Source organism: Actinobacillus indolicus (genome assembly GCF_004519515.1).
Classification (GTDB): domain Bacteria; phylum Pseudomonadota; class Gammaproteobacteria; order Enterobacterales; family Pasteurellaceae; genus Glaesserella; species Glaesserella indolica_A.
Genome location: NZ_CP038145.1, coordinates 1,945,823 through 1,958,806, shown reverse-complemented (window position 1 = coordinate 1,958,806; position 12,984 = coordinate 1,945,823). Strand labels below are relative to the sequence as shown.

The window sequence follows — 12,984 nt, the reverse complement described above, 5'->3', positions numbered from 1 at the left end:
ATTTTAATTTATTTTGCGCAACCGCAAGTGTTTACTTTATCTTCAAAACGGCGAGCAGCTTCGTCCCAATTGACCACGTTCCAGAACGCTTTGATGTAGTCTGGACGACGGTTTTGGTAGTTTAAGTAGTAAGCGTGTTCCCACACATCTAAACCTAAGATTGGGTAGCCTGAAACACCAGCAACTTCTTTACCCATTAATGGTGAATCTTGGTTTGCGGTTGAAACAACAGATAATTTACCATTTTCTAACACTAACCACGCCCAGCCTGAACCGAAACGCGTTGCAGCTGCTTGTTCAAATTGTGCTTGGAATGCTTCAACAGAGCCAAAATCACGAACGATGGCATCTTTTAATGCACCTTGTAACGTTGTGCCAGTTTTTAAACCTTTCCAGAATAATGTGTGGTTTACGTGACCACCAACATTGTTACGTACTGCAACACGTTTTTCTGCTGGAACTTGTTCAAGATTTGAAATTAATTTACCTGGACATTGCTCAAGTAATTCAGGAAATGCTTCTAATGCAGCATTTGCGTTGTTGATGTATGCTTGGTGGTGTTTAGAGTGGTGAATTTCCATGGTTTTTGCATCAAAATGCGGCTCTAACGCATCATAAGCGTAACCTAATTCAGGTAATGTGTATGCCATTTTTTACTCCTCAAAAATAATTAGTAATATTTGAGTATAAACTCACCGCTTATAGTATCAAAAACTCGAAAAGGAATATAGATTTTTTTGATCTAACGCAAAAATTATCGATATAAATTAGAGAAAATTTTTCCTTGATAGAAACTTAGCTTTATTTAGTTAAAGAAATACAACTTTTATACAAAAAACATTTGACAAAGAAAACGTTTTCGACGATTCTTCTACCCGTTTTTAACGCTTATATTTAGAGAATAGCAATGAACCGTTTTTCTATGATGATTACCACGATTATGACCATTATGTGCAAACATAGTGCGGGTGTTCGTGGCTAGAAAACGGAACAGAATTCACAAAACCCGCTTTAACAAGCGGGTTTTTTTGTAACAAAATTTGCAAACATTAAACAATTATCTTCAGGAGAAACTATGCGAGTTCTAAAATTTGGAGGCACATCTTTAGCCAATCCAGAACGCTTTCTACAAGCAGCCGAGATCATCGAAAAAGCACATTTGGCAGATCAAGCCGCAGGCGTCCTATCCGCTCCTGCTAAAATTACTAACCATCTTGTCGCCATTGTCGATAAAGCCCAAGCAGGCGAATCCTACGAATCTCATCTCACCGAAGCCACCGACATTTTCAACAACATCATCAACGGATTATATGCCGTCAATCACAATTTCGACCGTGAAGGATTAAGTACCTTTATCAAAGCGGAATTAGATGACATCTGCAACATTGCATCTGAAGCCGCAAAAAATAAATTCTGTCCAGATAATATCGGCGCAACAGTACATAGCCGTGGGGAAAAATTGTCGATTGCGATGATGAAAGCGTGGTTTGAAGCGAAAGGTTATGAAGTCACTCGCATTGATCCTGTCGAAAAATTATTAGCACACGGGAGCTATTTAGAATCTTCTGTGGACATTACTGAATCCACCAAACGCATTGAAGCCCTTTCTATTCCAAAGAAAAATGTGGTGTTAATGGCGGGCTTTACCGCAGGTAATGAGCAAGGCGAATTAGTGTTACTTGGACGAAACGGTTCAGACTACTCTGCAGCCTGTTTAGCCGCTTGCTTAAAAGCAGATGTATGCGAAATTTGGACGGACGTGGACGGTGTTTATACTTGCGACCCTCGTTTAGTGCCAGATGCGATCTGCTTAGAGTCTATGAGCTATCAAGAAGCAATGGAGCTTTCTTACTTTGGTGCGAAAGTAATCCACCCTCGCACTATTGGCCCGTTAGTGCCGTTAAATATCCCGTGCTTAATTAAAAATACCCATAATCCAGAAGCCAAAGGCACGATCATTGACGGTAATGTGGTCAACGATAACTTAAAAGTAAAAGGGATCACAAATCTTGATAATGTGGCAATGTTCAACGTATCAGGTTCAGGTATGCAAGGCATGGTTGGTATGGCAGCACGTGTGTTTACCGCAATGTCGCAAGCGGGTATTTCCGTGAACTTAATTACACAATCTTCTTCTGAATATAGTATTAGCTTCTGTGTGCCAGTAAAAGCGGTTGAAAAAGCATTATCAGCATTAAATACTACCTTTTCACAAGAATTAAAAGATGGCTCGCTCGATCCTGTAGAAGTGATTAAAGATCTCTCTATTGTTTCTGTAGTTGGTGATGGTATGCGTACCGCCAAAGGGATTGCTGCTCGCTTCTTTTCTGCATTAGCTCAAGCAAATATCAGCATTGTAGCGATTGCGCAAGGTTCATCAGAGCGTTCAATCTCTGCCGTTGTGCCATTAAATAAAGCAATTGAAGCGGTTAAAGCAACGCACAAAGCGCTATTCAATAACAAAAAAGTGGTCGATGTCTTTTTAGTGGGTGTTGGCGGTGTTGGTGGTGAGTTGATTGAGCAGATCAAAACACAGAAGGAGTACCTCGCAAAAAAGGACATTGAAATCCGTGTGTGTGCCTTAGCCAACTCGAACAAAATGTTACTCAATGAAAACGGTTTAAGCTTGGATAACTGGCGTGCGGATTTAGAATCAGCGACACAGCCGTCTGACTTTGATGTATTGCTTTCATTCATTAAGTTACACCACGTTGTCAATCCTGTTTTTGTGGATTGCACTACAGCTCAGTCTGTGGCAAATCTTTATGCTCGAGCATTAAAAGAAGGCTTCCACGTGATTACGCCAAATAAGAAAGCGAATACGTCAAGCTATGCTTATTATCAAGAAATGCGTGAAAATGCCCGTCAAAGCCAACATAAATTCCTATATGAAACGAATGTGGGTGCAGGTTTGCCAGTGATTGAAAACTTGCAAAACTTGCTAGCTGCAGGTGATGAAGTCGAGAAATTTGAAGGGATTTTATCTGGTTCACTCTCTTTTATTTTCGGTAAATTAGAAGAAGGTTCAAGTTTGTCTGAAGCAACCACCATTGCCAAAGAGAAAGGCTTTACTGAACCTGATCCACGTGATGATTTATCAGGGCAAGATGTCGCTCGTAAACTCTTAATTTTAGCGCGTGAGTGTGGCTACCCATTAGAGCTGGAAGATATTGAAGTGGAAGGCGTTTTACCAAAAGGTTTCTCTGAAGGTAAAACTGCAGCGGAATTTTTGGCGATGTTGCCAGAACTTGATGCAGAATTTGCAAAACGTGTTGAAAAAGCAACCGCTTGTGGAAATGTGTTACGCTATGTAGGTTCCATTGAAAACGGTAAATGCCGTGTGGCGATCAAAGAAGTGAACGGTGATGATCCGCTTTATAAAGTGAAAAATGGTGAAAACGCCCTTGCGTTCTACACTCGCTATTACAGCCCGATTCCGCTTCTTTTACGTGGTTACGGTGCAGGTAACGATGTGACCGCAGCAGGTATTTTTGCGGATATTTTGCGTACGTTAAAATAAAAGATTATTAATACTTTTGTAGGGGCGGGCTTTATGCCCGCCCGTTAATGTGTAGATACGATTTCGGGTGGGGATAAACCCCACCCCTACGAAAATCTATGTATGTCTAATCCCATATAAACTAAGGAAAAAAATGACATTACGAATTTATGCTCCAGCTTCCAGTGCAAATTTAAGTGTCGGGTTTGACTCGCTTGGCACAGCTATTTCGCCGATAGACGGCTCATTACTCGGTGATGTGGTACAAATTGAAGAGTGCGATCAACAATTTGAGTTGGAAAGTGTCGGCTATTTTGTGCGTAAACTGCCGAAAGAACCGCAAAAAAATATCGTCTATCAAGCTTATGTGCTGTTTAGCGAACGCTTGAAATTGCGTGGTGGTGTGGTGAAAAATCTACGCTTAACTCTTGAGAAAAATATGCCGATTGGATCGGGCTTAGGCTCAAGTGCTTGCTCGATTGTGGCTGCACTTGTGGCGCTGAATAAATTCCACGATGAGCCCTTCTCAAAAATGGAATTGTTGGAAATGATGGGCGAATTGGAAGGCAGAATTTCAGGCTCAATCCATTACGATAACGTTGCACCTTGCTATTTAGGTGGTTTGCAACTGATGACTCAATCTCTCGGTAATATCTGCCAACCAATCCCATTTTTTGATGAATGGTATTGGGTGTTGGCTTACCCGGGCATTGAAGTTTCAACGGCTGAGGCGCGAGCAATTTTACCGAAAAGCTATACCCGTCAAGATATGATTGCACAATCACGTTATTTGGGTTCATTTATTCATGCTTGCCATACCCATCAAGATGTTTTAGCAGCAACGATGATGAAAGATCTCATTGCTGAGCCGTATCGTGAATCGTTACTGCCAAACTTTGCTGAAGTTCGACAAGGTTGTAAAGATTTGGGTGCGCTAGCTGTGGGTATTTCAGGTTCAGGCCCGACAATGTTTGCAATTGCACCAGATTTAGAACACGCTCAAAAACTGGTTGCTTATCTTGAAAAAGATTATCTACAAAACAATGAAGGTTTTATTCATATTTGCAAGGTAGATAATCAAGGAGCTAGAGAGTTGAAATAATAAAAAATGGGCTATGTAAAAAATAGCCCGTTTTTTATTAATTAATATTAAACGCTTCAGTATAAGGAATATTTCCTTTTTTCAGCATTCTAGAAACACCACTATTGTAGTTAGTTCCAAATCGAAGTTCAAAATTTACCCCAAATTTGTTCTCATAGTAAAAGTCATTAATGGTGTCACTTTTACCTGTTGGTGTTGCAGTTAAGCGACGTGCGGTATAGACATTCGCACTCCAACAACAGGTGTTATAGGTAATGCCCAATTGGCTCTCAACAGGCTTCTTCAATGCCATATCATGATAATGACTTACCATAACAGACACTTTATCCGTTAATTCCCAACCTGCAACACCGCCAATTTGTTTAATATCTTGACCATAACGGTTAGTGCTCAAGTTTTGGTCAATATAATTCTTACTCGCATAGCGGTAGTTTAGCTGAATAACGTGATTCTCTTTTGGCTTAAACTGTAATGACATATTAGCCAATGATGTCTCATTTAAACGTGTATCATATTGATAGCTACCGTGCCAATTCCATTTAGGATGGAATTTCCAGTTAGATTCTAACGACCAAGATGATGAACGTTTCGCCGTACTATTTAGCGAGTTATCATCAATTTTTGAAGGAGAAAGATAATAAATCTGTCCTGCACTGAAGTTAAAGACTTCATCTCCTGTTTTATCATTAAAGAATCGAGTTGTTCCACCGACGGTGATTTGATTTGCAGAAGCAATTCTATCTAAACCACTGTAACGACGATCATTAAATAAAGAATAATAATCTTGTTGCAATAATGCTGAATCATAACCTAGTCCTAAGCTAGATTGTAATTGCGATCCAATATTCGCTTGGTTTTTATATGGGCGATAAAGGTATTGCATTCTCGGCTCTAACACTTGGCTAAAACCACTGAAAATTTGCTTATCTGCTTCTAGAATCGTTTTAAAATCAAGCTTAATTTGTGGCAAGACTCGAGTTACATTACGCTGAATATCTTCAGCACCATCACCACTCCCTTTTTTCTGCAAGTAATGTGTTGCATAAAGCTTAGTTTCTAAACTTAAGCTACCAAAACGATTTGCTAACGGGAAGTTTAAACTTGGCTCAGCATGGAAACGCCATGCGGTTGGCATTAGCTTACTATCGTTGTCAAAGTGGGCAACTTGAGCAAAGAATTTAAAATCACCATTTTTCACTAATTGATCTTTATAATAGTTAAAATCAATTTTTGGTAGTACACGATAAGGTCCAATATCGGCATCATCAAAGGTTTGGAATTTTTTACCAGAAATAGAAATATTGTAATTAGGTTGATAATAGCCTAACTTAAATTGTTGTGTGGCATATCCATCGGTACTATTTCCATATTCAGAGTCAAAATCAGAAAAGTAGCGTTTATCACTTACATGGGTATAATCCACAGATAAACGCCAATCGCTTAAAAAGCTCATATTATGTTGCCAATAAAAGAGATGGCGCGATTTATTTTTTTCTGTCCAATCTGATAAACGATCTTTATTGAGATATTCTCCAGCAATTTTCCCTTCACCTAGTTCCGTTAAGTAACGAAACTCAGGGCTAATTTGCCAACCACGTTTAGAATAATATGTTGGTGTAATCGTAGCATCTAAGTTAGGTGCAATATTCCAATAAAACGGTTGTGAATAAGTATAACCATCACGGCTTGAATGGCCTGCACTTGGCATTAATAGACCTGTTCGGCGACGATCACCGATTGGAAATTGTAAATAAGGCGAATAGAAAACAGGAACACCTAATACTTTAAATCGAGCATGCCATATTTCTGCATATTCATCTTTAACGTGTTGAATCATTTCATTCGCTTCGATTGACCATGACTCATCATTTGGCAGACAAGAGGTGAAACTTGCATTTTTCATGATACGCGTATCATTATTTGCAGAAACCTCTTCCGCTGTTCCTCTACCTTGTCGCCCAACAAGCTGATAGTCCGCATTGCCAAGTTGAGCTTCATTGCTTACAAGGTTGATAGTCGCATCATTACCTGTGGCATTAATCTGGTTATCTCGATAATCAAATTTTCCTGTTAAGCGTACATTTTGAGCTTTTCCATCTTGCTGCTCAACATAAACCTGATCCGCGACAATAGAACGATTACCTTGTTTTACACTGACATCGCCAGTATAGGTTGCATCTGTTGGCTGATTAATCACCGCACTATCTGCTTCAATATACACAGGCAACTGTGTTTGATCTCCCTGAACAACTTCACCGTGAAACTGTGGTACACCTAACAAACATTGTGATTTTAAATCAGCAATCGCATATTGGCTGTAACACGCACTCATCACGGCAAGGGAAATAAGACTGTAGTGATGTTGTTTCATACTCTTTTCCATTTATTCATAGCGTACACTTTACGCCAGTTAATGTTCTCTTTTACACTGCTACCGCCTATTTGTATCATACAAGCGGTCAGATCTGTGTAAAATTTTACAAATTTAGATAATTCGAGAAAATTGCTGTCTTCTCGCTTGTTGTCTTGAATAAACATCAAAACACATACAAATATTACGAATTAATAAACGCCCTCTTGGCGATACAACAATTCCCTCATCACCAATTTCAAGTAACCCATCTTTTGCTAATGGCGCAAGTAAATTGAGATCTTCGGTAAAATACTGTTTAAAATCAATTTGATAAGCTTGCTCAAATGTTTGATAAGATAATTTGAAATTACAGATCAAGGCTTTAATCACATCACGACGTAAACAATCGTCTTTCGTCATGCTTAACCCTTTATGTAACGCAATACCACGGGTTTCCACTTCTGCATAATACTGCTTGAGTTCTTTGTGATTTTGAGCATAGCTATCACCTAAAAGGCTGATAGCAGAAACACCTAAACCTAATAAATCTGCATCTTCTTGGGTCGTATAGCCTTGGAAATTACGATGTAACTCGCTTTTTTCTTGGGCTATCGCTAATTCATCATTCGGTTTAGCAAAGTGATCCATGCCGATAAACTTATAACCTTCATTACCTAATGTTTCGATCGTCTTTTGTAAGATCTCTAATTTCGTTTCTGGTGCGGGTAGCATTTCTTCTTTAATTTTAATTTGAGCTGCAAAACGACTTGGCAAATGCGCATAATTAAAGACACTCATACGATCAGGATTCAGCTCAATCACACGTTCTAGGGTAAACATAAAGCTTTCAACCGTCTGCTTAGGCAAGCCGTAGATCAGATCGATATTCGTTGACGTAAAGCCTAACTCTCTCGCACGCTTCATTAGTGCAAAAATAAAGGCTTCATCTTGTTCTCGATTCACTAATTTTTGCACTTCTTTATTGAAGTCTTGGATCCCCATACTAATGCGGTTAAACCCGATAGCACGGAGATGATCTAACATATCTAACTCAATTTCACGGGGATCCATTTCAATACTGATCTCCGCATCATCACTCACATGGAAATGTTTTCTCAACATCGCCATTAAGCGCAAAGATTGATCTTCATCTAAATAGGTTGGTGTGCCACCACCCCAGTGAATTTGGGTAACGGTACGATCTTTAAAAAGATCAGCGCGATATTTAATCTCTTTTTCTAAATAATCAAGGTAAATATCAACCTTATGCCGATGACGTGTAATAATTTTATTACAAGCACAGAAATAACATAGCTTATGGCAAAATGGGATATGCACATATAATGAAAGCGGCTTATTTGGATATCGTGCCGCAGCTACTTTAAAATCATCATCATTATATGATTCATTAAATTCTAATGCCGTTGGATAAGATGTATAACGCGGGCCGGATTGATTATATTTTTGGATAAGATTGATATCCCAAATAATGTCTGACATTAAAAACCTACTTCAACTCTTGTTTAAATTGGTTAACTTCATCTAATAACTGCTGAAGTTCTACTTTGATTTGCTCTGCTAATTCTGCTTCTTTCGCTTCTCTTTCTAGATCTAAACGCATACGCTCATTACGTTTAAGGTTTTTACGCTCATCCAAAATAGGCATATTTTCAACCACTTGGTAGAGTTCCCACATCGCAGAAAAAGCACTTAATTTTTTTCCTAGCACATCTAGCAAAGGCTTCAAACGTAATACGCCTTCAGCCAAATCACACTGTTCCGATAACATGGCTCTTGCAATAAGATCAATACTTTCAATGATCGATTGATAGCGTGTCATCTTTGCTTGTTTTATCTGCTTTTTCTGCTGATGTAATTTCCACCACAGTGAAAATGCATAACCCACCATCGAAAGCAGAATAAGAATAGCTAAAATAATTAAGAAAAATCGCAACATAAATTAACGGAACTTGTTTATATCCATAGTTTCAAACTGGCGTAATAATGCTTCTGCATCATCTTCTTCATCTTCAATGCCTAATTCCGTCATTAATTCATGAACACGATCAAGACATTCATCCACAAATTTTTGATCTTCCGCAGATAAAGTTTTGCCAGCTTCTAAATCATCTAATAATTGATTTAAACATTCGTTATTTTCTAACTGCTCTAATTCCACTTCTGGTGCAAGACGTGTTTTTTCCATTGGTACTGGAACAGGTTTAATCGTTTTACCTTTCTCTGGTTGATTTACAAACTCAACCATTAAAGGCACTTTTTTACGGCTACCAATACGGGGATCTTTGATTTGCTTCTCTTGCACTTTTTTCTGCTCATTGCCTTCGTTTAAGCGAGAACCTGAAGGTAAACCCTTATGCTTACGCTTTTTTTTCTCTTCGCGTGCAGCTAAATCTAATTCATAGCGAGTAGGTTTACGATTTTTAGAAGGTCTCGCTTTGGGTTGCTCAAAGGGTTTATCTGCCTTTCTTGCAGGCATAATGTCGGTAATTCGACGGGTTTTCTTTTGACGACTCATAATCTGTTTTTGATAAATAAAAATTTAATGATGGATTGTATCACTAACTCGAAAGAATAGAAAATCAGGAATGACAAAATGCTACAAGCGGTAAGATCTTTCAATTCTTTTACAAAAGAAAAAGCCAGCACAAAGCTGGCTTGACGATCTTCAAAGGTAGAAATTATTTTCCACCAAATTTTTGTTGTAATTCAGCCTGAAGTTTTTGTAATGCATTACCGCTTTCCATTAACTTCTGTGATTTCTCTTGAATTAATTTTTGAGCTTCTGGTGTTGGATTTGCCATCACTTTTACAGATTCTGCAATTAAATCATTTGATAACTCTAAAGTTTCTTTTGTTTTTGCTTTAAATGCTAATACATCTGCATTTTTAATCTCTAAAGCATCTAAACTTTTTAATACATCCGCAACTTTAATCGTAAATGCTTTTAAGCCTTCTTCGATTTTTGCTTTATCTTGCGTTGCTAAAGTTTGTTGTAACTCAGCTTGAGAGCTTGCTAATGCTTTCTCTTGAGCTTGATTCCATTCTACTAATTTTTTGAAATCTTCAACACCTTGAGCTTGTGCTGCATCTGCTTTCGGAGCTTCTGCTGCTGGCGCTGGAGTTTCAGCTTTTGGTGCTGCTGGCGCTTGAGCAGCTGCTTCTGCTTTTGGTGCTTCAGCTGGTTTTGCTGGAGCTGGTTTATCACATGCTGCTAAGAAAACGGTTAATAATGCTGCTGCACTAATTTTGGTAAATTTGTTCATTGAACAATCCTCAATATACTAAAAACTAAGAAAATAAACCTTACAAAATCGTTGTAAGGTTCGCTATTGTACTGCCATTTGACTTAGGGTGTATCAATTTGTTCCCTTGAATAAAATAAAAAACAATCAATAGAATAAAAAACAATCAAATTAAATCCCAATCGCTTGTTCAATAATAAATTTTTTCACTAGGGCATTTTGATTCGTTAAACTTAGTCCCACACCACGAACTAGTTTTTTCAATGGATTATCGCCAGAAAATAGCTGTTTTAAACCTTCCATTGCGGCTAATACTTTGACTGCTTCCAACTTACGCACACGTTCAAATTGACGTAAATGACGATAGTCACCAATATCTTTGCCTATGGATAATAGTGTTTCAAGCTCCGTTGCCAATGTTATCGCATCCGCAAAGCCTAAATTCACACCAAGCCCAGCTAAAGGATGAATGGTATGAGCTGCATCGCCAATTAATGCAATTCTTGATTGTGCAAAGTCTCTTGCGTATCGTGCTGTAAGCGGATAGATATTGCGTGAACTTTGCAATTCACATAAACCAAGCTGATTGTCGAATGCGATGGTTAATGCTTGATTAAACTGTTTTTCATCACATTCAACGAGCTGTTTTGCTTGCTCTGGTGGTAACGACCAGACGATAGAGCAAAGATGTTCGTCTCTTAACGGTAAAAACGCTAAAATACTTTCAGGTGAAAAAATTTGTCTTGCCACTTTTTGGTGCGACTCTACGGTTTTTACATTACAGACTAATGCCGTATGCTGATAATCTCGGCTAATTAAAGGGATTCTTGATTGCTGTCTTACCCAAGAGTTTGCCCCATCTGCCCCAACAACCAATTTTGCAGATAACATTTCACCATTTTCTAAGGTTAAAAATACACCATTATCGCTCACTCCTAGCGTTTTCGGCGTACTTAAAATGATTTCTACATTAGATTGTTGGCTGACTTTTTGCCATAACGCATATTGAATATGCTGATTTTCAATAATAAAACCAAGCTGTTCTAGTCCTAATTGTTTTATTGCATAATCGTGATTATCAAAATGAATTTTTGCAAAACTGTCCTTTTCCCAAACAAGCATCTGGTCATAAGGTGAACATGATTGCTCAGGAATGAGCTGCCAAGCCCCCACTTTTTCTAACATTTGCTGACTACGTAAATTAATTGCACTCACACGATTACTGATTTCACCTGAGAGTATAGGCGCATTTTTTTCGATAATTTTAATTTGGCAAGAGGTATTGGCAAGCAAGCCTGCTAGCGCTATCCCAACCATTCCACCACCAACAATAATCAAATCTGCTGTTTTCATATCTAGGCTTTCTTATTATGATGTTTTTCTAAACTACGATGACGAACCTGAACTTTCTTGCCCCGTCCGATAAAATATTGGGCTAACTGCTCTGCAATAAAGACTGAACGATGCTTTCCTCCAGTACAACCAATCGCGATTGTTAAGTAACTACGATTATTCTGTTCCAAGAAAGGTAACCACATTTCAAGATAATTACGAGTATGGTAAATAAAATTATGTACTTCGGACTGTTTTTCTAAAAAATCAATAACAGGCTGTTCTAATCCTGTCATTGGGCGTAGTTCAGGATTCCAATGTGGATTTGGCAAAAAGCGAACATCAAAGACATAATCTGCATCCGCAGGTACACCATATTTAAAACCGAAAGATTCAACGACAATATTCAACTCTTTTTCAGAAGAGCCACGCAACAGTTCTCTTAATTTTTCAGCAAGCTCATGGGAAGATAAATGCGTTGTATCAATAATGTAGTTGGCTTGCTGAAATAACGGTTCAAGTAAGCGATTTTCTAAATCAATCGCGCCTTCTAGGGAAAGATCTTGGGTCGATAATGGATGTAAACGGCGAGAATCGCTATAACGGCGAACTAATGTTTTTCTGCCACAATCAAGAAAGACTAATTTTGTAGAAATATCGGTGGGTAAAGCTGCCAATGCTTGTTCTATGGCTTCGGGATTATCGGGAAGATTTCGAATATCAAGGCTTACCACGGCAGAGCGATCTGATTTTGCAAGATGCTCCGCAAGTTGGGGAATTAAAGGTAGTGGTAAATTATCTACACAATAATAGCCTACGTCTTCTAATGCTCTCAATGCCACAGATTTACCCGCACCAGAGCGCCCACTCATTATTACTAATTCCATACTTTCCCCTTGATTCCCTTGGCTCAACTTACATGATGTTGATCCGAATAGGTTAATATTTGCCAAATCTCTTCTGATGAATTTGCAGAACGTAAATGTTTCAGTAAATTTTTATCGCTTAATTGTTGTGCAATCTCTTGTAAACAGCCTTTATATTGTTCACAAGTTTGTTCCGGAAATAATATCGCATAAATCAGATCAACCTCTTTATGATCTTGCGCATCATAATCAATGGGTGTATCTAATTGTAAAAAAATCGCAATAGGTTCATTTAATTGAATAACGTCATTACTCGGTAATCTTGCATGGGGTAATGCCACGCCATTATTAATTGCGGTACTCCCCAATTTTTCACGTTTAAATAAATTGGTAAAACAATCAATCGGACAAAATTCTTGCGTTTTATCACATGGGAATTGGCTATTTAAGTTTTCCGTCACTAATTTTCCAATAAACTCTAAAGCCCGTTTTTTACTTGAAAGTTCGACCCCGTAATGAATATTTTCAGGGGATAAAAATGTTGTTAGTTTCATCATAGGACATTCAAG

11 protein-coding genes are annotated in these 12,984 nt (G+C 38.3%); 2 read left to right on the top strand and 9 right to left on the bottom strand.

Annotation, left to right across the window (positions count from 1 at the left end; all coding sequences use genetic code 11):
- Nucleotides 1-8: 8 nt before the first annotated feature.
- Nucleotides 9-650 carry a superoxide dismutase [Mn] gene (gene sodA, locus EXH44_RS09685; protein WP_162857302.1) on the bottom strand — a complete coding sequence of 214 codons (642 nt, stop codon included), beginning with the start codon at nucleotides 648-650 and terminating at the stop codon, nucleotides 9-11.
- Nucleotides 651-1,075: 425 nt separating this feature from the next.
- On the opposite strand from sodA, the gene thrA reads away from it, so the two are divergent.
- Both thrA and thrB read left to right on the top strand, forming a co-directional pair.
- The gene (gene thrA / locus EXH44_RS09680; protein ID WP_162857301.1) at nucleotides 1,076-3,520 is read left to right on the top strand and encodes a bifunctional aspartate kinase/homoserine dehydrogenase I; all 2,445 of its coding nucleotides are present in this window, start codon (nucleotides 1,076-1,078) and stop codon (nucleotides 3,518-3,520) included.
- Between the two features lie 133 nt (nucleotides 3,521-3,653).
- On the top strand, nucleotides 3,654-4,601 hold the full coding sequence (gene thrB, locus EXH44_RS09675; RefSeq protein ID WP_162857300.1) for a homoserine kinase: 948 nt from the start codon (nucleotides 3,654-3,656) through the stop codon (nucleotides 4,599-4,601).
- A 37-nt stretch (nucleotides 4,602-4,638) separates the two neighbouring features.
- Here thrB and lptD read toward each other — a convergent pair whose 3' ends face one another.
- From lptD to EXH44_RS09635, 8 genes are all read right to left on the bottom strand, one after another.
- Entirely contained in the window at nucleotides 4,639-6,972 is a 2,334-nt protein-coding gene (gene lptD, locus EXH44_RS09670) for an LPS assembly protein LptD (protein ID WP_162857299.1), read from the bottom strand.
- Between the two features lie 114 nt (nucleotides 6,973-7,086).
- A complete protein-coding gene (hemN, locus tag EXH44_RS09665; RefSeq protein WP_162857298.1) occupies nucleotides 7,087-8,454 on the bottom strand; it encodes an oxygen-independent coproporphyrinogen III oxidase in 1,368 nt (455 codons plus the stop codon).
- Between the two features lie 7 nt (nucleotides 8,455-8,461).
- Nucleotides 8,462-8,911, bottom strand: coding sequence for a DUF2489 domain-containing protein (locus EXH44_RS09660; RefSeq protein ID WP_162857297.1), 450 nt, complete (start codon nucleotides 8,909-8,911; stop codon nucleotides 8,462-8,464).
- Between the two features lie 3 nt (nucleotides 8,912-8,914).
- A complete protein-coding gene (yihI, locus tag EXH44_RS09655; RefSeq protein WP_162857296.1) occupies nucleotides 8,915-9,490 on the bottom strand; it encodes a Der GTPase-activating protein YihI in 576 nt (191 codons plus the stop codon).
- A gap of 163 nt (nucleotides 9,491-9,653) precedes the next feature.
- The gene (locus EXH44_RS09650; protein ID WP_162857295.1) at nucleotides 9,654-10,238 is read right to left on the bottom strand and encodes a lipoprotein HlpB; all 585 of its coding nucleotides are present in this window, start codon (nucleotides 10,236-10,238) and stop codon (nucleotides 9,654-9,656) included.
- Nucleotides 10,239-10,388: 150 nt separating this feature from the next.
- Complete coding sequence (locus tag EXH44_RS09645; protein ID WP_162857294.1) at nucleotides 10,389-11,570, bottom strand: FAD-dependent monooxygenase; 1,182 nt, start codon at nucleotides 11,568-11,570, stop codon at nucleotides 10,389-10,391.
- A 2-nt stretch (nucleotides 11,571-11,572) separates the two neighbouring features.
- On the bottom strand, nucleotides 11,573-12,436 hold the full coding sequence (gene rapZ / locus EXH44_RS09640; protein ID WP_162857293.1) for an RNase adapter RapZ: 864 nt from the start codon (nucleotides 12,434-12,436) through the stop codon (nucleotides 11,573-11,575).
- A 23-nt stretch (nucleotides 12,437-12,459) separates the two neighbouring features.
- Complete coding sequence (locus tag EXH44_RS09635) at nucleotides 12,460-12,969, bottom strand: PTS sugar transporter subunit IIA (RefSeq protein WP_162857573.1); 510 nt, start codon at nucleotides 12,967-12,969, stop codon at nucleotides 12,460-12,462.
- Nucleotides 12,970-12,984 lie beyond the last annotated feature (15 nt).